Raw genomic sequence first — 21,874 nt, 5'->3', positions numbered from 1 at the left:
CTTTGCCATGCTAAACCAGCCAAGCTATTACCTCCTTGATGAACAGTCCTTAGCGTCGTTCAGAATGGCAAAGTATAATGATAGTTATTTTTGATCTAAATACATTCTTATAGCACCATTATTTTAAGTTTATATTGATAATATGTGCTTTTCCTATCAGACATTTGGGAACCACATGACCATTAATAACCTCTGTCTGATCTTTACCGTTGGCATCATGTTCAGAAGTAAGATCAGTCCACGTATGAAACTTGCCTGTTAAGGCATTTCCACCAGTAATCTTTCCAAGAATAATATTAAACCCATTTTTCACATTATTATTGAAAATATATCTGGGTAATCGTGGTGCAATAACTTCTTGCCCATATTGTCCTTGTGCTAAATAACTAAAATTGGGACTAAGGAATGAATCGAAATAGTAAGAACGATGTGGATCATTTTTCCAACCATACCACATTTTCTTTTTGGCAGACATTTTAACCCAAAGTCGTCCTCCCCTCATATAAGCATTGAAATATATTTCTTTATTTTTCATCGGTCTGTATGTGGATGTATTTACATCAATAGATTTTGCATTAGCTCTATCTGACAATAATGATTGTGTTGCTTTTGCTACACTTTCCGCTAAATCTTTCCTTATATTTATCCGTTTAATTTCACCGTCAATAACATACATGCCATTTTGGTTTCCGATAAATGTTTCCACATTATCTTCATCCGGCACATAAAGTGACAGATCATTGGCATCAATATTATTGGGTATTAGAATCCCCTCATACTTTTTCTTATATTCTTCGTATGATTGACGGAATTCTCCTTCTGAATTAGCTTTAGTACCAATAGACTCCAATTCATCATCAGCCTCTGCTGCAAGATTATGTAAATTTCTAACTCCAAATTGATTTACTAATTCCAACTTTTCGTTATCCGAGATAGAAGAAAGTTTTTCTTTGAATTCTTGAAAACGACCTTCGCTATCGAAACTTAATGCATACTCTCCATCTCCGACACCTCTTGTCACTAAATTGCCCGTTTGTTGAACGGGAATAAGAACAGCTTTTATAGATGAAGGCTGTTCAACCTTAGAAATTTGCACTTCTTCTTCATTATTACATGCACCAAGCATTGTAACACACATTAAAAAAAATAATTTTTTCATCTTAAATTTTGATTAAATGATTAATATTAAAAATTAACATTGGAGACTAAAACATATAGGCACACGATACAACAAAAGTTCTATTCTTGCAGTCCACACCATTCTTATTTATATTCTTCATACCCCAATCATAACCGATAGAAAGTTGAACGTGGCGAACAATCTCTATCCCAGCACGGAATCCCAGTCCCCAATCGAAGCGATTGAGCATCTTGTCGCTGAAGACATTGTTTGCCGCAGTCCGGGTTGTGACTGCTCCCTCGTCGGGAAAGATGGTTTCTGTGGCCTTCCCGAACAGGCCGATGCTAATATAAGGACCTGCATTGACGAACAGGCTGACATTCCGTCCAGCAGAAAACTTATATCCGATGTGAACAGGAATGTTCAGATAATAAGGAGTAGACTTACTGTTAGAACTGTAGTTTGGTGAGGAATTGCCCGAACCGTTTCCGGCAGAAGGGTTGTAATTAGCGTTGTAATAGTAGCCCGGATTTTCCCAACCATGAGAGGAAAGCATCAGCCCGAAGTCCAGATACAAACCTTTCGCCACCTGCGGAAGTCCAAGCTCCCCCTTTACGCCAGCATGGAAACCGGACTGTGACTGGTAAGCACTCGGAGAACTGAGGTTATAACCTCCTGTCACTCCTACTCTGAAATCCTGCGCCTTTGCCGCCATGTAGAAAGGCAGGATGAAAAGCAATGTCAATAGAATCTTCTTCATAATCGAATTGTTATTTAGTTAATGAATATGTTTCCAATTATCCTTATTTATTCAGTCCCCCGATTGCTCAAACACGAAATACCCATTCCGATATTTGTGGTTGCCGGACATGATGCCTCCGGAGACGACGCGGTCTTTCCCTGTATCATTCGGCTGCGTGGTGAATTGCAGCAAGTCTTCTTTAAGAACGGCATGAAACCAGTTGTTTTGCACTTCCTCGGATAATATATTGGTCATTCCGCCAAACCAATAGAACAAAAGCCATTTCTCGGAGAGGTTTCTCATTTTGTAAGTTCCTCCGTCCCTCGGAATACGGATGCGAAGAGCCGAAGAGTTTTCAATGGTCTCGATTGTCACGTCATTGGAACTCCATTTCATCGGAGGAGCCTCTGATGCTTCGTCCGACAGATTCTTCATCCACTCCGTTTCCGTAATCCGGCATCCCCCCACAACACCGATACCATTTTCCACATTGGAGTAATGGCTCCGTATGGGAGCCAGCCCCTTGTGGCCCAAATCATTGTTCTTGACATCATTCAATGACTTCAGATACCGGAAAAGTTCCTGTGAGAGTTTGTACAGATATACCTTGTACGAGTATTTATAAGTGGTGCCTTCCCACATCGAAATATCATCGGCCGAGTAGGAGATTTTCAAACGCAAGGTATATTCCTTTCCCTTAATCTGCTTGTCGCTCCAGATATAAAGGTTCTGATAGAAATCATTGGAAAGGTCAAATGCGGAGTTTAGTCCGCTCTTGCTATACAGCAGGGGTTCGTCGTCTACCTCCAATTCGAGGTCTGAGAAACTCGTGCGTATGACATGATTGTCCGGCACACTCGTATAAATGCACCTACGTACTATCCGCACTCCATAATAATCCTCCGTATCGGCATTATCCTGAAATGTGATAAGAAACTGCAACTTTGTCTCAATCTCCTGCTTTAGCTTCATATCCATCTTTTTCAGCGGAAAAGACACCGGCAATACCGTCCGGGAGCTTACAGACGGAAGCCCCTGGACAGACACATTTATATCCACCTCATCCGCTTCATGGTATCGACCAAGCACATAGTAGCACTGTACCGGAACAGATGGCGTCGCACTCTCGTTCCAATACACCGGCTGTTCCTTGCCGTTAACCATAAAGTTGACATCGGCATAGGGAATGCCCTTTTGCTGTTCTCCTTTTCGGGAGACAGGCACACTGCGGGACAGCTGTATGAGCGTGGTGTCCTTGCCGGCACCGGGCATACAGTAGAGTACCAGCTTTTCTCCGGCGTTTATATCACCCAACTCGAACTCATAGTTGCACGATGAAAGTATGAACAGGGAGATTATGTATATCAGATTCCTTATTTTCATGTATCTGTCAGAATTTTAATGTGTAACTGAATGACGGAAGTATGGGGAACATCCCCGTCGCTTTCCCCTTGAAACTGCCGTCTGGCATCTCTTGCACCTTGCCGTAAAGGGGATTGATACGGCAATAAGCGTTATAAACGCTGATGTTCCATATCCTTTCATGCCCTCGGTGGGTGGTGCTGCGGAAATTAACACCGAGGTCGAGGCGGTGATATGCCGGAAGCGACACGTTGTTCGGCTGTTCGTATATCCATTCCGAAGCAGACTCGCCACCGATGCCGGGGATGACGGGAGCATTGACCTGTTGTTGCGGCACGGTCATACGGTTCCCTGTATGGTAAGTCCATGAAGCGTATGCCTCTATCCGGGAAGAAAAGTTGTGGCGAACGCTGAGGTTTAATTTATGACGATTGTCAAATTTATCGGGATACCATCCATTATAGAATGTCGGGAAGTTGCGCTTGCTCCATGACAAGGTATAAGCCGCACTGATGTGTGTCCGGTTATTGCTATAGCTGGTTTCCCATTCCAGCCCGTATGCCTTTCCCTTGCCCTCATGGATTTTTTCTTCCCAGTCATCGGCAGAGGGCGTGAGGCTGTTTCCACCGTTATATTCCACAATGTGATTCATCGTTTTGTAAAATCCCTCCATATTCAACCGGATGCGGAAAGGTAGTTGCAGATACATCCCGACCGCATATTGTCGGGAGCGCATCGGTGCAATCTTTTTGGTGGAAGGTACCCAAAAATCCATCGGCAGATTCAAGTATGTGTTGGAAAGCTGGTGCATGAACTGGCTCATTTCCGTATAGGAAGCCTTGAATGTCACACGGTCGCTGCATTGGTAACGGATGGATGCGCGGGGTTCTATGGAATGATAAGTCTTGCCTGTTATATGGAACAGGGTGTAATGCAGTCCGGCATTCAGCTTCAGACGGTTGCTTAGAGCTATGTCGTCTTCGGCATACAATGAAAATTCCTGTCCGTTATAGGAACCTGAAGCCTCGCGTGACAGGGTGTCTTTCTGGCTGTCAGTCCCGGAATAATCCCATGTGCGTGCGCTTTGAGGACGGAAAAAGTGCATCAGGTAATTTGACCCTATACGCAGGCGGTGCGCAGGATTTGGCCGATAATCGAACTCCATACGGTAGCCAATGTCATCGATGGTGGAGCGGTTATTACGCTCGCTATGGGTTATCCCTGATAATTGTCCTTCATTAAAAACCCTTTCTTCGGAAAGGTAATCGTGACGGGAACGGTTATGGGTATAGACACCCGTGAATATGGAGTACAGTTTCGGGGAGAACTGGTACTTCCAGTTCAGGGAGGCCGTCAGATTGCCCCATTGCAGGTTGAATTTAGTACGGTCTTCTTCCCGGTTGTAGTTCGTGCCGTATTCTTTCTCAAACTGCTTGTTGTTCACTTTCATGATGTCATTGCCCGAATATAAGCTGATGTCTGCACGGCTGCGTTCCGAAAAGCGGTGCGTTATTTTGGCGTTTATGTCATGGAAGGCATAGCGCATATTTATCTTATCGGCCTTTGAACTGTTGCGTATGGCCAATGCCGGTACTGTGATGACATCGAGCCATGTGCGACGCATTGCAATGTTGAACGAGGTCCGGTCTTTCTTTATGGGACCTTCAAATTGGATTCGTCCGTCCAAGAGTCCTATGCTTACCGTACCGTGGTATTCTTTCATGTTTCCATCATTGGTACGTACATCCACGACGGAAGAAAGTCTTCCGCCGTAGCGTGCAGGGAAGCCGCTCTTGTAGAAGTCGATGTTTTTTACAATATCCGTGTTGAATGCGGAAAAAAGCCCTCCCAGATGGTTCACCTGATAAAGAGGTGTGCCGTCCAACAGAAAAAGATTCTCATCGTTACCGCCGCCATGTACATACAGCCCGGAAATGAGTTCGGTGCCTGCCGCCACTCCCGGAAGATTCTGTAATGTCTTTACCACATCCGGCGAACTCATAAGCGCATATCCGGTATTCAGTTCTTTGGAAGTCAATGATACTTTTCCTGTTTGGGTAGTCATCAACGGAGAATTCAAATCAGCGGTCACAACCACTTCTTCCAGTTGATATCCTTCTTTTAGATGAATTTTCAGAGTTGTATCATGCTGAAGAAACACATCTTCCGAGTGTTCGCCACAACCTATGGATGAAAAGCGTATGGCATGATGTCCTTCCGGAAGTGTGATACTGAAAAAACCGTGTTCGTTGCTCAATGTGCCTGTTCCTGTCGTGACGTCCCATACTGTGGCATTTATGACTGTTTCACCATCATGCTGATAGACATAACCGCTCAAAGTGTATTTCTTTTTCCGGCTCAACAGTACATGTTTCCCGTTTACTTCCCACTTTATGTCTGTATTACGGAATAATTCATTCAAAGTGGAGTGCAAGCCCCGTCCTTTTAAGGGTTTGCCGATATAGGGTATATCCAGTTTCAATGAGGCATCATACACGAAATTTACGGCATACTCTTTTTTAACTACCTCCATTTGTTGTCTGACGGTACATGAATGAACCTTATGCTGGGCGTGAAGCGAAAGTGGCAATATAAACAAGGTCAATATAAGGATTGTCAGCCTGATCACTTCGTGACCTCCTTCCTTATCTTTACATCCAGCGATTTTTCTATCATGGAAATAATCTCATCCAAGTTGTCTGTATCGAATTCTGCTGTAAGTGTCTTTCCAGTGGAGACACTGGTCAGTTTTACATGGAAGTGTTCGGACAATTCTTTCAGTACTTCAGACAAAGGTGTGTTTTCATAAATGAACTTCCCGGATTTGTCTGCATGATCTTTATCTGAGTTTTTCACCATTATCAGTGGAACATCCGACCCAAAAGGCATAACAGCCTGCATATTCCGGGTAAGTACAATACCATTCTTATTATTTTTAGAAGAGAACAACACCTTGCCTGATAATACATGAACTTCGGTAACGGAACCATTATTGTTCTCGTTTACTTCGAACTGTGTACCCAGCACTTCTATTTTAGCATATTCTCCTGATACAATAAACGGAGCGTACTGGTTACGGCGCACATCAAAACTAATTCTTCCGCTCATATCAACTTCCCGTTTGTTTTTATTGAACCTGTCCGGCAGGTAACTGAGAGTTGAATTGGGAAATAACGTAACCACTGAACTGTCGGGAAGTGTGAATGTTGTGGCATCAGCATAAGAATATAAGCAAACAGGAGATTCTTTCTCCCACATAAGACAATATGCAGTAAATAGGCATATTGCAACAGAGGCAGCAATCCCAGATACATATCGGAGCCATCTGCGCTCTTTGGCTGGATGCGCCTCCTTGTATCTGCGTAAAGCTTTTCGGGTATCAAAAATTCCCGGAGAATAATACCTCAAAACAAATTGTAATCCTTTTAATTCTTCTTTGTCCATTTTCGATGTTCTTTTTAGCTAAGAGTAAAATCAACCGAAATCCTACTATTCCAAACAAAAAAAATTACCCGAAAAAGAAAAAATAAATTTTCCGGCACTCACCTTTGATAGTCTTAAGAGCCTTGCTGATTTGGTTTTTGACCGTGTTTACGGAGATTCCAAGTTGGTCTGCCACTTCTTCGTATTTCAATCCGTCCCGTTTGCACAGCAGGAAGGCTTCACGACAACGATCAGACAATGAATCTATAGCAGTCCACATTCTTGCTTCCATAAATGACTGTTCTTTGTATTCTGTATCAGTAAGAATTTCCTCAAACTCTGAAATAAAACGATTCCGGTCAATCATGTTTTCTTTTTTCAGGATAAAAAAGCATCTGTTGCGCACCATCATAAACAAATAGGATTTTATATCGGAGACGAAACAACCTTTTTCGGACCGTTCGAGAAAATCAGTCAAACAATCCTGTACGACATCCTCTGCATCCTCTGTTATATGCAGGTAATGAAGTGCATACAGGCACAATAGCCGATAGTATTTCCGATAAATACTATCTATATCTATTTTTTCAAATTTGGTTGATTCAGACTTTATCATAATGGCATTTATAACACAAGGATGCAAAATTATCCGTGTAGTATCAGTCGTAATAGTAAAATCCGACTGAAACGGATAAATTGATATCTGAACCGCCCAAACGGGCGGTTTATTGCACAAAAAACTAATTTCCGAATTGGCATTTCGGCAAACGTAAAGTGTAACACTGTTCGTTTCAACATTCATTTTAATCATTTCGAAAGTGATTTTGTCCGTTTCAGCCGATTTTATCTTATCAAATAAAGAAGCAAATCCCTATCTTTGTGGAATATGAAGTAACTTTGCATCTGATATGACAAAAGAAAATATAAAAATAATGAACTGGCGGAACGGGCTTTTATTATCAGCCGTTTCCTATGTGCTCTACCTCATTATATGGTTAATTCTCGATGATGAAACAACTGACCAATCTCCGGGAATGGCGGCAGTCGATTATATCGTCGATTTTTTATTGTGCATGCTCTTTACCTATATATCTTTGGGATTCTCTTATCTTGTTTTTAGGATTTTGCCTTTCAGGACATCTTATGTGTGGGTGATTGTCTATGCCTCATGTCTTTTGACTCTGAATAATATTGTCGCATTCGGCATGATATCTTTATTCAATTTCTTATGGGATGAAACCGGGAACGGACTTCTTGACGAATTACTCAACATGAAAGGCGCATATACTTTTGCAATGATATCCACCTTCATATCAAGCGTTTATGCCAACGCATTCTACCTTCAATCTTACATCAAGGCACGTGACGAGAAGCAAACACTTGAAATGGCACTGATGAAGGAGAAAGAGATCGCCCTACAGTCACAACTCAACTCCCTGAAACTGCAAATCAATCCGCATTTCATGTTCAACAACTTCAACAATCTGCTGGAATTGATTGAAGAAGATACCGGACTGGCTGGCAAATTCCTAAGCAATCTGTCAAAAGTGTATCGGTACATCATTGCTAATTTGGACAGGAATCTGATTCCTGTTACTGAGGAGATAAAATTCCTTGATTCATACTTGTATCTAATGAAGGTACGTCACGCCGGAGGCGTCATTACGAAAATCAGTCCAGAGGTTAAAGAATGTAAGGGGTTCCTTCCTCCGGCGGTGTTGCAGCTTCTTGTGGAGAATGCAATAAAGCATAATAGCTTTTCAATGGAACATCCGCTGTTTATTGCCATTGCGTTGTCGGATGATTATATCACTGTGCATAATCTTAAATCACCTTTGCTGTCAAAAATGGACTCAACGGGTTTAGGCCATAAAAACATCATAGAACGATACGCATTGCTCTGCGACAAAAAGGTTAAGATAGAGAATGCCGAAAACTTCTATTCGGTAAGTTTGCCAATAATTAAAAACATCATTTCCCATGAAAATACTGATTCTTGAAGATGAACAGCGCAATGCCATGCGCCTCATAAGATTACTAAATGATATTGATGCAACGTTTGTAATTGAAGGTCCATTTACAAGCATAAAAGAGGCGGTCGAATTTTTCCAATCAAGAAAAACAACAGACCTCATACTTGCGGATATCCGTCTTACTGACGGTCTAAGTTTCGAGGCTCTTAAATACGCTCCGGCAACCGTACCCATCATATTCACTACTGCATACGATGAATATGCGGTACAGGCATTCAAGTTCAATAGTTTTGACTATCTTCTGAAGCCTTTGGATGTCGATGAACTTGAAGCAGCCATAAATAAAGCAATCAAAGCAGGTAAAAATTATACCGAAGAGAATTTCCGGCAGCTTTTCGACGCGTTACAAAAGAACCAGTTCCGTTATCGGGAACGTTTCCTGTTACCTTATCGTGACGGATATAAGACAGTACGTGTCTCGGACATCAATCATATTGAGACTGAAAATAAGAATGTGTATCTTCGCCTTAATAACGGTACTTCAGAAGTTGTCAATGTGTCAATGGAAGAACTTGAACAGCAACTCAACCCAGACTGTTTCTTCCGTGCAAACCGACAATATATTATCAACGTAGAGCATGTTTTATTCCTCGGTAATTATTTCGGAGGGAAACTTATTGTCCATTTAAAGGGTTATCCGAAGACAGAAATCCAAGTAAGTAAGGAAAAAGCTCAACGTATTAAGGAATGGCTTGACAGGTAAAGTTATAAAAATGATTATAGTAAAGGTATCAAATTCAAAAAATAGTATTTTACTATGAGGTAATATACAAGTTGTCTATAGTTCGTTATACGTATTTCACATATTCATTTATGAATTTCGGAAACAAAATATTGGTTTTAGCAATTTTGCACATATTGTATCAACAAACTATAATTAACCTATTACAATAACAAAACAGCTTCTATTTGTTCTTATAGCATTTGAAGATTTCCGCTTCCGATATTCCGAGCGTCTTTTTAAGACGCTGTAAAGTTCACTGACATAAACAGTTTGAAAGTGATTCGTTACAGATAATTATCATTGCACAGCAATCTTTTATATTTTTCCAATCCTGAGATAGTATCCCCCATAGATTACATTGCAGATAACAGATTTACGAAAATAAGTCAGTAATAGCCTACCATACTGTTCATGCATAATTTTACATATCCACCCTTCATTAAGAACCTGTTGCCATTATGTTACAAAAATCTATAACTTTTTATATAAAAGTATTTCACTCTTTCCAATAAATTTATTCTGTGATCTTATAAGATTTCTAAAAATACTTCAAAGCCTTTTTAGAAGTATAAATTATAGAAACTGACATATAAAGATTCACCTTATTGCAGCAAATTTAAACAAATAATACAAATGAATGCTTTATTTATACTTAAACCAATATAACATGTTATTTTTAAGTGTAAACAAACAAGAATATTTGCATAATAAATATATAAACCAGTTGGCACAGCCTTCCGAATCTTGTCATATTTCAGTTCTCTTTTCCCCATTATAGCCATTTCCCCTTTTTTATAACCTTGTCATGACTTCACCTTGCCGTAGTTCAGGGTGCGAAGCTACGGGCGGGGCCCCTAAAAATCTGCAAGCCCGCTTCGCGCCCTACGGGTTTTGGCGAAAATTTTTCAATCCGTCCAGCGGGGCGGTTGAAAAATTTTCACCAAAAGCCTTGCATATTTTCTCCCCGTCCGTATCTGCCCCCTGAAACGAGCAAGGTGAGGCCACCGACAAGGCATAAAAAAAAAGTCAATGTTATGAAAAAGAGAACTGAAATACAACAAGATTTGAAACGAGGCTTCGGCTTCGCTCCAACCGGCATAAAATTTTGGATGAAGTGGTCGTTGGTCGGCTTCGTGGTGTACGTGGCGGTGCGTTTCGTGTGTGCCTTTGTCGGTGGTGTGGCGGCCTTTTGGAGCGGTTGGTTGCCCATGTTGGCAGTTTTGGCGGTGGTGGTTTTCCTCATCCGTTCCGTGTGGCGCATCCTTTCCGCTCTCCTTTCCCTTTGCGTGCTCGCTCTTTTCATCCTTGTTCTTTGCGTGATACTCTGAAACGAAATATTAATCATTAAAACAACTCATTATGAACAAAGTACATTTATTGGGAGCTAACAGAAGTTACGACAGAGACGTTCAGACCGTTTCAGTCAATCAAGTGGTAGTATTGGAAGGCTACAGCTATGACAGCTATGTTGTGTATGAAGTAACCCGTGACAAGTGGGGAATAACCTATCATCTTGTCAATTTGGAAACACACGAGTTTCACACTTCCGACCTTATCCGGCCATTATCGGAGAAATTCGGAATAGGCATCTATTACGATGATGCGAACCCCAAGTTTTTGGATCCGTTGGAAACAGCCGCTTTACTAACCAAAGCGAAAGAGAAGAAAGCCGAAGCGGAACGGAAAGCGAAGGAAGCAAGGGAAGAATACGAGCGTATCGCAAAAATCGGTGCGGAACGTTTGCGCCCCCTTATCCCGACAGATGCAAAGGCGGTCATTATCGGCACATTGAGGGTGAACGAATGCGACAGTTATACGGACTATTACGACTATAGTATAGCAAGAACCGTCATTTTAGGCTTTTCCAAACATACACGCAACCTCTTTTCAGAAATGCGCAAGCATGCCGCCAATTTTGAGGAAACGGCCTATTTGGCAGAATATAACGCGGATTACGAACACCGTGAAAATTACAGCATGGGGGACGGCATGTATTTGGGCAGGAACAAGTACAGCGGTTGGACAATTGAGAAAGAGCCTATCTGTGACCTTGAAAAGTTCATAGAACGGTATGCGCATACCGCAGGGGATGAAGCCAACCTTTGCATGAAAGCACCGCAGAGGGAAAACGAAGCACAACAGCCGACAGCAACCGCAGCCCCTTCAACCCTCAGTCTTGAAATCGTGGAATACAGCGAAAAGGCGATTGCCGTATTCGGTGACACCAAGCCGATAAAGGACGTTCTGAAAGACTTGAACGGTTTGTTCCGTGCAAACCTCACTTATAAGGGCGAAAGGCGTGCAGGGTGGATATATTCCAAGAAGCAGGAGCTGAAAGTAAGGGAAGCACTCGCCACGTGCATCCGTGTATGACAGCATGAACGGCAGGGCGGAGCAATCCGCCCACCTATCAATGAACCCATAAAAAAGTAACGACATGAGAACAGAAACAAGAACATACACCCTCTATCGGATAACCGAGTTATCCGAGGAAGCCAAAGAGAAAGCACACACCGAATGGTTGTGTAACCGATATTTTTACGGTTGGACGCACGAGAACCGTCAAACCCTTGATGCCTTTTGCGAACGCTTCGGTATCGTGTGCCGTAATTGGAGATATGATGCATGCAATTACAGCTATGACTACCGCAGTAAGCAGGAAGACTGCATAGACGGGTTAAGCGGTTGGCGGTTGATGGCCTATCTGATAAACCACCATTGGAACGACCTATACACGCCAAAATATTTTTGGAAAGGGACGAAAGGACGAAAAAGCAGGATATTTGTAGATATTTGTTGTCCCCTTACGGGCTATTATATAGATAACGATATTCTTGATCCGATTTATAAGTTCTTGAAATCCCCCACCGGGAATGTCACGTTTGACAACCTTATGAACGAATGTCTCGACAGCTTTTTCCGTGCTTGTCGGGATGATATGGAGAGCACCCAGACTTTGGAATACTTCACGGAAGAAAGCAACGCCAACGGTTGGGAATACCTTTCAGACGGAAAACTATTCAATTAATTATCAATATTTAAAAACTTATCATTATGAAAACGAACAAGAAAGTACAGAAGAACAGCGTGCAGAAATCAGAGAAAGAAAATGCAGTAAAAGTAACCGCTTTGGCAATCATCCCGAAGCCGATAATGTTACTCACACCGCAGGACGTGCCCACGGCTACCGAAGTGACGGCCTCCCTCGGAACGGCAGCCGTTCCCAACGTTACGGAAGAAACACCGCAGCAGGTCACGTTCAAGACACCGCTTGCAACGGCCACAGCCGAAACAGACCTTGACATCACCACCGTACAACCAAGCACGGACAACCACCGCAAGACATTCAATGACGCATCATTGCAGGAACTTGCGGAAAGCATTCGGGAAGTGGGCGTTTTGCAAGCCATTGCGGTACGCCCGCACACGGGAGGCGGTTATGAAATCATATACGGAGAACGCCGTTATCGTGCCTCACTGCTTGCAGGAGCAAAGACGATAAAGGCAACTATCTATAATAATATAACAGATGATGAAGCGGAAGATATGTCACTGAGTGAAAATTTACAACGTGAGCAGGTACGCCCCACCGAAGAAGCGAAAGCATTCAAACGCTTGCTTGAAAAGGGACGGTATGATATTTATTCTTTGGCAGGACGTTTCGGACGGAGCGAGAAGTATATCTATACCCGATTGAAACTGAACGAACTCTATGCGCCTATCGGTGAACTGTTAGACAATGAAACAATCACTATCAGCGTAGCCGAAGAGATAAGCACCTATGAACCCAATATCCAAAAGGACGTATATGAGAACCACCTCAAGACAGACAACAAGGACGATTGGAGCGGTTACACACTCAATCTGTTCAAGAAATATTTTGAGAAATACTACACAACCGACCTTAAGCAATACAAGTTCGACAAGACGGAATGCAAGGCATGCGTACACAACGCAGCCAATTACAACCTCTTTGCCGAGCATAACGGATGCGGACACTGCACAAACCGCAAATGTCTGGAAACCAAGAATGCCGCCCATGTGGCAAAAGAGACGGAGAAACTTTTGAAATCCGATCCGAAGTTGGTTGTCGCACGCCCCTACTACGGAAGCCGTAACGATATGGCACTACAAAAATTGGACAAGAAAGGGCATGAAATCAAGGAACTTGACTACAACGTATCGGCAAGGGAATTTCCAAAAGCCCCCGAAGCACCGAAGAAAGAGCAGTTCACCCAAGCGAAAGAGTACGAACAAGCGGTAGAGACTTTTGAGCGCAGAAACGAGGAATATGCCCGAAAGGTGGAGGAACTTGACCGCATGAAGGAGGAAGGCAGGATAAAGACCTATGTGAAGGTAGGGCAGACGGAACCCGAACTCTGCTACGTGGAGATAAACAGGAAGGAAACCGCCCCCGTCACTATCGGGACATTGCAGGAGAGGGACAAGCGTTTCAGACAGCTTTCTATTGAAAAGACCGTTGCCGACACGAAAAAGATTGTCCGGGAGAACGACTATCCCGAAAGCCCGTTCACGCAGTACGAAGACGGTATGGTTTATTTCGCCATGCTTGCCCAACTTCAAAGGAGACATTTTCCACTTTTCGGCATCAAAGACCAGCCTTTCGCATTGGACGAGAAACAGCGGATGAAAATCGTAGCCAAGCTGACGGACGCACAAAAGACCCTCATCAAACGGGACTTCATCAGTCATTTCCTTTGTGAAAACGGCCACGGAGACAACAACGCATCCAAGCTGTTAAGGGACTTCGCAAACATGCACTTTCCCGACCAGTACGGACTTGCCAAAGCCACCCACGAGGAAGAATATCAGAAACGGCATGAACGTTTGGAAGAAAGGATAAAGGAAATGAAGAAAGCGGAAAAGAAAGCAGCCAAAGAAGCGGAAAAACAGCAGACGGCAGAAAAGACGGAGAAGAAAGTCACCGCCCCGAAAACGGAGAAACCCGAAAGCGGAAAAGCCGCCTGAAGCCGAACAGAAAGCATGTGCCGGAGACAACATCCGGCACATCTTTTTCACCGCCCCCCAAGAGAACAGAGGGCAGGGCCGGACGACCCCACCCACACCGCCACCGTAAAACCTTTAAAATACCGATATATGAAGTATATAAGAACAGCCCCGAATGTGGAATATTCCACCGACAGGGATTTTTTTCTTGAGAATCAGATTGTCTGCATTGTAAGCAGGGAGGGCACGAAGTTTTGCAGTCTGATAGAGAACCGTTTGTTCATGCGTTCCGACAGCCGTCATATCAGCAAGCGGATGCAGATGCATATCATGTGTGAAATCCACGAGGACATCCGCCGCCTTCGCTATGGTGGCGAGCCGGTGGAATGACCTGCCACACCCCACACCTGAATACTTCTTCTTAAAAAAGTCGGGCAATCCCTATGCGGTTGCCCGGCTTTTTTCTATTTTTGCAGGGTTGAACCAAAAAAGAAAGTTATAAGATTAAAGATTTTGAATGATAACATATTAGAATAGCTTTTAGCTGTTTGTTCTTACTCTCGAAACGACCAAATTCAATGCAGGAGAATAAACGGGCAGAGTCCTTGTCATACACTAATGGCACGGTCTTAACTCGTTTCCTGCATGGGTGCTTGGTCGTACCGGAGAGTAGAACCTGTTAAGTTCCGTGCTTTTTTGGTACATAACAGGAAGTTACGGACAAGGTATTACTCAAAAATCATAGGAAGATGTACAACAAGAACGTTGCCATTACCGGCAGTACCATTGAAAAGACAACCAAATACGACTGGTTCAAGGAAGATAAAATCCGTATGGAACTCTACCGGATTATCCTTTCACTTTATAATGAAGGTTATCGCACATTCACCTGCAATCCGCATTCCTATATCGGATTATTAGGTGCGGATACGATAGTCATGCTGCGTGAAGCGGGCAAATGCCCGGAGATAATCCTTTCAGTAGCCATACCGGAAACCGCTTTTCCAGCAGATACCAACAAGGTGTATCGTGCCTTGTATGACGACTTGATAAAGCAGGCGGACAATAAAAAAATACTTCCGGAAAAAGAGTTTTTTGGCAATGCGCTTGTCGGTGGTCATATCATCTGTTATTACGATGACTTTTCCACAGAAATGCAGCAGATATACGCATCCGGTACTCCCTATACCAATATCCGTAAAATGATATAGGCACACATTCTTTACCGCAGGTTACAGTAGTTTCTCCAGCCGTGCAATCCGTTTTTCGGTGGACGGATGCGTACTCATGATATATTCGGTGAAAGTCGGACGCTCACCGTAAACGTCTTCCGTCCTTTTCAACCGGCGGAGGAAAGAAAGCAATCCTTCGCCGCAACCATATTTCACTGCATAGGCATCACAACGGTACTCGGCATATTTATTGATATTCACGTCAGTTATCCGGCTGATGCCGTATATAATCCGGTGAAGCAGTTTGTAAACGGCCCACCATAACTTCGCTATGAGTTCACCCACAAGGCCCAAAGCCGGAACCAATGCAAACACCATGCTGCCAATTATCCCGAATATCAAAGCCGGAATAAGAAATATACCATAAAGGCAACGGTAACCGAACGACTCCATCGAGAATAAAAGCACCTGATAGACAAAGTCGTAATGGGAGATATGCCCCACTTCATGGCTGATGATGCCCTTCAGCTCCTCATCCGAAGCGGAGGCGAGTACTCCGCCCGTCAGCCCTATCGTATTGAAACCGAATGCGGCGGCATTTACCCGAGCGTCATTGTTACGATAAAGTTTCAGCTTCCGGTTCATACCCATTTCTGAAAGCAACCGTTCCACCCTCATGCGATCGGAACTGTTCATAGGACGGTATCCTTCTTTTCTGCGTAGCACCCACACATTTAGCGGAGAAATGGAATAAAGGATGAATAACAGCAAAAGATAATACGGTAACGTATTGACTAAATACGGAATCACCCCCTCATCAAACAGCCCCGGTATATATGCCGGCCATATATGGCGCAAGATTGAAAGTAGCAATGCGTAAAACACCGTAATAAAGACAAAATTCACTATCGTGACATAAGCCAGCAGCAACAGCTTGCTGATGATACGGAATATTCTGAGTGTTGTTTTCATGCGTATATGATTGAACTATTAACTTCCGGCTAAATATAAAAACAAATTTTGTGCAATCCGGAACAATTACTTATTCATTTGTTTTCATTAAGCAAATTTCATAAAACAAAGACGATAGGTTTCCCCACCGTCTTTCTTGATAGATAATGGTAGCAGTTATTCCTTTGCCGTAGTGCTTTCTAAATCGAACGTCACCGTCATTTCTCTTTCCCTGCCAAAATTATCCCGGACAAAGAATTTCAGTTCCGAACGTCTGGCGCTTGTCGAACGGTAAAAGAGGGTGAATACCTGCTTCACCGGATTTTCCGTATCCAGTCCCGGCACCTCTGTCAGCGGCCTCACTTCCCGGTTCACAAGTTTTATGCCTTCACTGTCGGACACCTCTCCCTTGCCTTCCATCTGAATGTAACCTATTTCATACTCCGCCTTTTCATAGTCCCCTTCACGGTCAAGATAAAAGCGTATCTCCACCGTTTCACCCGTTGCAATCTGCTTTTGCAGATACCATGACGAGAGGCTGAAATCATAATCCTGCCGGATGTCTATCCCGTCGTTACAAGAACTGAAGGCCAGCGCCGCAAGCAGTGCGCCTATACATATATATAATACGTTTTTCATTTTTTGTTTCTCCTTTCTCTTTTTATTAGTTAATAATAAGGCGAACGCCCAATCCTATCTGGGTATGGAAGTTACCCGCATCCGTTCCGAACAGCGCCCTTTCCTTCACCTGCATCAGCAGGATAATCCGGTCTGTCAGCCAGACATCGAAAGCCGCCGTCAGGCCGCCGCCATAAATAAAGCAGTCACCGTTTGTCACTGCCGCCCCGTCAGGAAGCAGGGAGGTTCCCCAGTTGACTGTCTCGAAGCCGCCCAAAACGGAAAGTCCGATACGGAAACAGACGTTCCGGCCCTTGTCCGACAATACGGGAATAAAGTAACCGAGTTCCCCCGTGAACTGCGCTTTGGGTATTGCCTTATTTTCGTAGGTGTACTCCTTTATCTGATAATCCAGACCATACAGCCAGTAGGTACGGTTACGGTTGGAATGTGTAAAGGCCAGCGAGGTGAAGTAGTGGCGTTCGCCGCCACTCTTCCATGAAAGGAAATGATTCACCCCGCCCGATGTGAACTGTATGCCTGTCTGTCCCGGCAGGTCACGCTGCGCGTGTGCTTCGCCCGCAAAGAGCGACAACACGGCAACTGTCAGTATGAATAGTATTCTTTGCATATACATTATATTATATAGGTTATTATTTCAGATGCAGTTCACTGATTGGTTTTGCCGCCACAAGGTCTGTGTTCTCTATGCGGAACGACTGGTGACGGGCACCGCCCTTTTCGTAAACCTCCACGACGAGCAGTTTGTCATCCGGCAAGGTAAGTTTTGGCAGCACGAATATGTTACGTACCGTGGCTTTTCCGTCCACCGTTGTCAGACGATTGTATGTCCTTACCGGTTCTATGAAGTTCTCCTGCATGGCCGTGCGCTTGGCCACCTTCTTGTCGATAATTTTGAAACGGATATAGTCAATGTCGAACGATATATCCGAACTGTTGCGCAGGGAAGTATGCAGGTACAGCAGGTCATTGTTGATATAAAGCCCTTTGAGCAGTGTCTGTATGCCGTACTTCTTGCAACCGACATGCCTGATGTCCCTTTTGTTCTTCTTATACAGCGTGTACATGATACGGTTCACCACCAGCGGTGTCTCCCCGCCGAGTTCTTTCAGCTTCACGAACATGCGGTCGCCCGCAATCCCGCCTTCGGGATTGTCCCGGAGCCAGTCTTCCATCTCAATGGAAAGCCAGGCCGGTTCGTCCTTATAAACCACATTAAAAGAATAGAAACAACCGTCGGCAGTGATGACGGAGAAGTTCGTTTCCCCTTCAAAACCTTTCACCGCCGCCTTGATGCGTATTACATTTTCCGCTCCCGTGGCCTTGTCCGCTATGATGTCGAACGAACCCAAATCCACATATTTCACTTCGGAAGGGAAAAGGATATGTACGGTTTTCTGAAAAGTCACCTCAATCTTATGCGGTGAGATAATCTGGTTGGTGGGGAAAATCTTTGTTTCCACCGGTTCCTGCGCCTTTACCGACAATACGGTTAAAAGCATTACTAATGATAAAATAATTCTTGTCTTCATCTGATTACTGCTTTTTGGATATTAATAAAAGTTGATAATTCGCTTTCACAGCCACCTTCACCTCACGCATCTTTGTGGCCAGATATTGTGATCCGCCGCCAAGCACGCCCCTTGTCACGTCCATGACGAGTTGTTGCGAGGCACTGCGTGCGAACGAGATGCTTGTTCCGAAACTGCCCCCGATATTGGCGGCGGCTTCTTTCATGGCGGTACGTTCTGCGGTATTCGGAACGAAAAGTCCGGCCTGCCCGTCCATATCGTAAGCCGTTAGTTCCACCGGCAGGATATTCCCGCCACTCTCTATGGAGTTTACTGTGACTGCCATCCGCTGCCCTTCGATACGCACCGTACCATATAGCGGAGTATTGGCAGGTACAAGCGCACCGCCCACTTGCAGCGGTTCCAGCAACCGGAACTTCAGTCATGCTCCGGTGGTCACTGTCTGGTCTTCGGCCACGCAGGCACGTATCGTATTGGCTCCGGCAAGCTGTCCGCCGCCCACGGCAGTGGCAAAACCGTAATTGCGGGGTATCGTGTCGGGTACCGGAGGTACGGCCAGTGACGAAACCACATTCTCCGTAGCACGTCCGGCAGCTATGGCGGCAGGATTGCCGGATGAACCGCCCGTAACGCCCGCAGGCTGTATGTTTTTCACCTGTCCACCCGTCTGTCCGGGGAAATAGCGTGCCGCCATCTCATACGACTTTTCCATCAGTTCCAGCGGGTCTTGTCCTTTCCGTTCGCGTTCCAGCTTTTCGTTAAGCTCCTTCACCTGCCGTTCCAGTTCGTCCACCCTCGGACTCTCCTTCGGTTCCTGATAGAACGAGGTGATCTGCCTTGAAATCTGCCGCTGTTTTTCTCTGGACTCCCGGATAGCATCCGCTTTCGGTACATCTTCTTCCGGTTTCAGCCCGTCCGTTGTGTCCGGTGTCAGATAGCCCCCGGCCACATCCTGCAAGGTTCTTACCTTCTCCTGCCTGCGTTTCTTCATTTCTTCCAGTTCGTAAGCCTTCTGTTTGTCGGCCATCGTCTCCGGTGCGATAGCGTCGGGTATCGTCGTATTGATTCCCGCCATTCCTTCCACCGTTTCGGGTGTGTCCGGTTTGAAGATAAACCAGATGAACCCGGCGCAAAGCAGGGAGAGGAATGTCACCACGCCATAGAATTTCAGTTTGTCGGCAACCTTGCGGTTTAACTTCTTCTCCTTTTCGGATGCAGGTTCCGCTTTCTGCGTTTCTTTATTCTTTTCTTCTTTCTTATCGGATTGTGTCATTGGATACATTGTTTTTTAATGGTTGGATACTGTCCGTTTGGGGAAGCGCAATCCTTTGGAGATGCTGTACCTCAATCGGAAATTTGTCTGTCCCGCAGAAACCGCCCACGATGTAGGCAAGGTCGATGGCGGCGAAGAGTCCGAGCAGGTAAAGGATGATAATCCTTTGCTGCCGGTAGCTCAGCCGTTGCCACCGCCTGCGGAGTTTTATTATATATCGGTCTTTCTCCGTTCTGAACGAGTGGAAGACCTTTTTTATACCGTTATCTTTCATACTGTCCGATGTCCCTGTTTTCGATGATGGTAAAACTCTCTATCAGAAAGCCCTGCGGGTTGTTGTCGCTCCGGGTTACATTCCTCAGACGGCAGGTGGTGACAAGCGACCTTTCGGTAACGCTGCTCGAACGGATGATGTGCTGCCGGCTATAGGTCTTCATCTCGTATGGATAACTGTTGAAGTTCCCCTGTATGCTGTCCACCGTCAGCGTCTGCGAGATGTTTCCCGCGATCATCCGGTTGAAGTAGCCTTTCTCCTGCAAGTTCCGGTAGTAACCGATGGCGCTTTCATCCGAAAGGTAAAGGGCACGCTGGATGTTGCTTTCAATGGCGCTCTTGTCCGGTGACAGGGTGAAAAACAGTTCGTGGAAACGTCTGATATGTTCCCTCGCTTCCACGGGGCGGTTCTGCTGCATGTCCTGCGAAAGTGCCAGCATCAGCGATTTTCCGCTGTCCAGTACATAGATTTTCTGCCGTTGCGCCTCGGCAAACTCGTATGCCTTTCAGGTGGCGAAGACTGTTACCAGTGCGCATACTCCCAGGAATACCATTCCGAACAGCCGTAGCTGCCGGAATGATGTCTCGATGTTTTTTAATGATTTGAACTCCATGTCTTTTTTCTGTTTTTTAAAGTGATATGTTTAGAACATTTTCTTGATACGTCCGGCTACCGATCCGCCGACTGCGCCGCTGACTGCCGCCGCACCGTTTCCGGCCATTTTCCCGGCACCGCCCACCTTCTGCCCGTAAGCTCCCGCACCGCCTGCCTGAATAATCCACGAGGACACTGTGGGAACGCAGAAATAACCGATGATACCTATAATCATAAAGATGCAATAAACGCTGTTCGAAGCATCCGGTATAAATGTCGGGTCCTGCATCTGCTTGATGTCCTGCTGCAACATCAGAATCTGTATGCGTGAGAGGATAGCACCGAACAGGTCACCTACGGGCAGCCATAAGTAAATACAGATATAGCGTGACAGCCAGGTGGTGAGCGTACTCTGGAATCCGTCATAGACGGCCAGCGCAAAAGAGATAGGCCCCAAAATCGACAAGACAATCAGGAAAAAAGTCCTCAGTGTGTCTATCAGTAGCGAAGCTGCCTGAAAGAAGAGTTCCAGCAGTTCGCGGAACCATTGCCTCACCTTTTCCCCCATGTCATACACCGCCTTCTGCCCGTACATGTTTATCATCGTGTCCATGTCCCCCAGCGACCAGCCAAGCTCGTCTATTTTCTTGTCAAATTCCTCATCACTCACAAGGAAAGCCTTTGCCGGGTCACGCAGCATCGCCTCCCGTTCCAGTTCGTCCTTCTCTTCCTGATACTTCCTCATGTCGAAAGTCTGCTGTTCAACCAGTGAGGAAGTGGCACTGCATACGGGGGAAAGAATCCCATTGATTGTCCCCAGCACCATAGTAGGGAAGAACATGATACAAAGGCCCAGCACAAACGGCCTGAAAAGCGGGAACACGTCTATCTCTTCCGCCCTTGAAAGGGACTGCCACACTCGGTAAGCCACGTAGAACAGGGCACCGATACCCGCCACACCTTTTGCCACGCTTGCCATATCCTCGCACAGCGGCATCATTTCATCGTAAAGCGAACGCAGCAACTCATGCAGGTTCGTCCAGTCTATTGATAGTAATATCATAGTC

Annotated in this window: 22 protein-coding genes and 1 pseudogene; 8 read left to right on the top strand and 15 right to left on the bottom strand. The window is 44.9% G+C overall.

The features are described from left to right. Positions 1-118: 118 nt before the first annotated feature. The 6 genes from ACYQ0C_RS05740 to ACYQ0C_RS05715 all read right to left on the bottom strand — a co-directional run bounded on the left by ACYQ0C_RS05740 (position 119) and on the right by ACYQ0C_RS05715 (position 7,263). Positions 119-1,159, bottom strand: a complete 1,041-nt coding sequence (locus ACYQ0C_RS05740; protein ID WP_009860257.1) for a DUF4848 domain-containing protein — start codon at positions 1,157-1,159, stop codon at positions 119-121. A 46-nt stretch (positions 1,160-1,205) separates the two neighbouring features. Next, a complete protein-coding gene (locus tag ACYQ0C_RS05735) occupies positions 1,206-1,880 on the bottom strand; it encodes a porin family protein (RefSeq protein WP_009860256.1) in 675 nt (224 codons plus the stop codon). A gap of 51 nt (positions 1,881-1,931) precedes the next feature. Next, the gene (locus ACYQ0C_RS05730) at positions 1,932-3,245 is read right to left on the bottom strand and encodes a DUF4249 domain-containing protein (protein ID WP_009860255.1); all 1,314 of its coding nucleotides are present in this window, start codon (positions 3,243-3,245) and stop codon (positions 1,932-1,934) included. 7 nt (positions 3,246-3,252) lie between these two features. Continuing rightward, entirely contained in the window at positions 3,253-5,853 is a 2,601-nt protein-coding gene (locus tag ACYQ0C_RS05725) for a TonB-dependent receptor (RefSeq protein WP_032941513.1), read from the bottom strand. Continuing rightward, complete coding sequence (locus ACYQ0C_RS05720) at positions 5,850-6,668, bottom strand: FecR family protein (RefSeq protein ID WP_016278406.1); 819 nt, start codon at positions 6,666-6,668, stop codon at positions 5,850-5,852. The genes ACYQ0C_RS05725 and ACYQ0C_RS05720 overlap by 4 nt, the downstream gene beginning before the upstream one ends. 64 nt (positions 6,669-6,732) lie before the next feature. Next, positions 6,733-7,263, bottom strand: coding sequence for an RNA polymerase sigma-70 factor (locus tag ACYQ0C_RS05715; protein ID WP_032941520.1), 531 nt, complete (start codon positions 7,261-7,263; stop codon positions 6,733-6,735). A gap of 292 nt (positions 7,264-7,555) precedes the next feature. Between ACYQ0C_RS05715 and ACYQ0C_RS05710 the strand changes: the two genes are divergently transcribed. The 8 genes from ACYQ0C_RS05710 (at position 7,556) to ACYQ0C_RS05675 (ending at position 15,583) form a co-directional block, all read left to right on the top strand. Then, entirely contained in the window at positions 7,556-8,647 is a 1,092-nt protein-coding gene (locus ACYQ0C_RS05710; RefSeq protein WP_016278408.1) for a sensor histidine kinase, read from the top strand. Further along, a complete protein-coding gene (locus ACYQ0C_RS05705; RefSeq protein ID WP_016278409.1) occupies positions 8,628-9,383 on the top strand; it encodes a LytR/AlgR family response regulator transcription factor in 756 nt (251 codons plus the stop codon). Before ACYQ0C_RS05710 ends, ACYQ0C_RS05705 begins: the two co-directional genes overlap by 20 nt. 1,055 nt (positions 9,384-10,438) lie before the next feature. Beyond that, entirely contained in the window at positions 10,439-10,732 is a 294-nt protein-coding gene (locus ACYQ0C_RS05700) for a hypothetical protein (protein WP_025076632.1), read from the top strand. Between the two features lie 31 nt (positions 10,733-10,763). After that, a complete protein-coding gene (locus tag ACYQ0C_RS05695) occupies positions 10,764-11,777 on the top strand; it encodes a hypothetical protein (protein ID WP_016278410.1) in 1,014 nt (337 codons plus the stop codon). 64 nt (positions 11,778-11,841) lie between these two features. Continuing rightward, positions 11,842-12,432, top strand: coding sequence for a hypothetical protein (locus tag ACYQ0C_RS05690; RefSeq protein WP_016268078.1), 591 nt, complete (start codon positions 11,842-11,844; stop codon positions 12,430-12,432). Between the two features lie 26 nt (positions 12,433-12,458). Beyond that, positions 12,459-14,393, top strand: a complete 1,935-nt coding sequence (locus tag ACYQ0C_RS05685; protein ID WP_016268079.1) for a ParB/RepB/Spo0J family partition protein — start codon at positions 12,459-12,461, stop codon at positions 14,391-14,393. 129 nt (positions 14,394-14,522) lie between these two features. Continuing rightward, positions 14,523-14,762, top strand: a complete 240-nt coding sequence (locus tag ACYQ0C_RS05680) for a hypothetical protein (RefSeq protein WP_016268080.1) — start codon at positions 14,523-14,525, stop codon at positions 14,760-14,762. A 359-nt stretch (positions 14,763-15,121) separates the two neighbouring features. Further along, complete coding sequence (locus ACYQ0C_RS05675) at positions 15,122-15,583, top strand: hypothetical protein (RefSeq protein ID WP_016268081.1); 462 nt, start codon at positions 15,122-15,124, stop codon at positions 15,581-15,583. Positions 15,584-15,604: 21 nt separating this feature from the next. Here ACYQ0C_RS05675 and ACYQ0C_RS05670 read toward each other — a convergent pair whose 3' ends face one another. The 9 genes and pseudogenes from ACYQ0C_RS05670 to traJ all read right to left on the bottom strand — a co-directional run bounded on the left by ACYQ0C_RS05670 (position 15,605) and on the right by traJ (position 21,870). Then, positions 15,605-16,516: a M48 family metalloprotease gene (locus ACYQ0C_RS05670; RefSeq protein ID WP_016268082.1), complete on the bottom strand. Its 912-nt coding sequence runs from the start codon at positions 16,514-16,516 to the stop codon at positions 15,605-15,607. Between the two features lie 156 nt (positions 16,517-16,672). Then, positions 16,673-17,134: a TraQ conjugal transfer family protein gene (locus ACYQ0C_RS05665; protein WP_016268083.1), complete on the bottom strand. Its 462-nt coding sequence runs from the start codon at positions 17,132-17,134 to the stop codon at positions 16,673-16,675. Between the two features lie 25 nt (positions 17,135-17,159). After that, positions 17,160-17,750 (bottom strand): conjugal transfer protein TraO, encoded by a 591-nt coding sequence (locus ACYQ0C_RS05660; protein WP_016268084.1) that lies wholly within the window; start codon positions 17,748-17,750, stop codon positions 17,160-17,162. Between the two features lie 16 nt (positions 17,751-17,766). Continuing rightward, entirely contained in the window at positions 17,767-18,666 is a 900-nt protein-coding gene (gene traN / locus ACYQ0C_RS05655; protein WP_016278411.1) for a conjugative transposon protein TraN, read from the bottom strand. A gap of 4 nt (positions 18,667-18,670) precedes the next feature. Then, complete coding sequence (gene traM, locus ACYQ0C_RS05650) at positions 18,671-19,075, bottom strand: conjugative transposon protein TraM (RefSeq protein WP_004313122.1); 405 nt, start codon at positions 19,073-19,075, stop codon at positions 18,671-18,673. A 12-nt stretch (positions 19,076-19,087) separates the two neighbouring features. After that, the gene (locus ACYQ0C_RS05645) at positions 19,088-19,939 is read right to left on the bottom strand and encodes a conjugative transposon protein TraM (RefSeq protein WP_016268087.1); all 852 of its coding nucleotides are present in this window, start codon (positions 19,937-19,939) and stop codon (positions 19,088-19,090) included. Next, positions 19,923-20,213 carry a hypothetical protein gene (locus tag ACYQ0C_RS05640; protein WP_009040011.1) on the bottom strand — a complete coding sequence of 97 codons (291 nt, stop codon included), beginning with the start codon at positions 20,211-20,213 and terminating at the stop codon, positions 19,923-19,925. Before ACYQ0C_RS05640 ends, ACYQ0C_RS05645 begins: the two co-directional genes overlap by 17 nt. Continuing rightward, positions 20,203-20,826, bottom strand: a pseudogene (gene traK / locus ACYQ0C_RS05635) (conjugative transposon protein TraK). The gene ACYQ0C_RS05640 and the pseudogene traK overlap by 11 nt, the downstream one beginning before the upstream one ends. A 30-nt stretch (positions 20,827-20,856) precedes the next feature. Next, the gene (traJ, locus tag ACYQ0C_RS05630) at positions 20,857-21,870 is read right to left on the bottom strand and encodes a conjugative transposon protein TraJ (protein ID WP_016278412.1); all 1,014 of its coding nucleotides are present in this window, start codon (positions 21,868-21,870) and stop codon (positions 20,857-20,859) included. Between the last annotated feature and the right edge of the window lie 4 nt (positions 21,871-21,874).

The organism is Phocaeicola sartorii JCM 17136 = DSM 21941 (assembly GCF_054653615.1).
The sequence above is the reverse complement of the archived record's forward strand: the minus strand, read 5'-3'. Positions and strand labels throughout refer to the sequence as shown.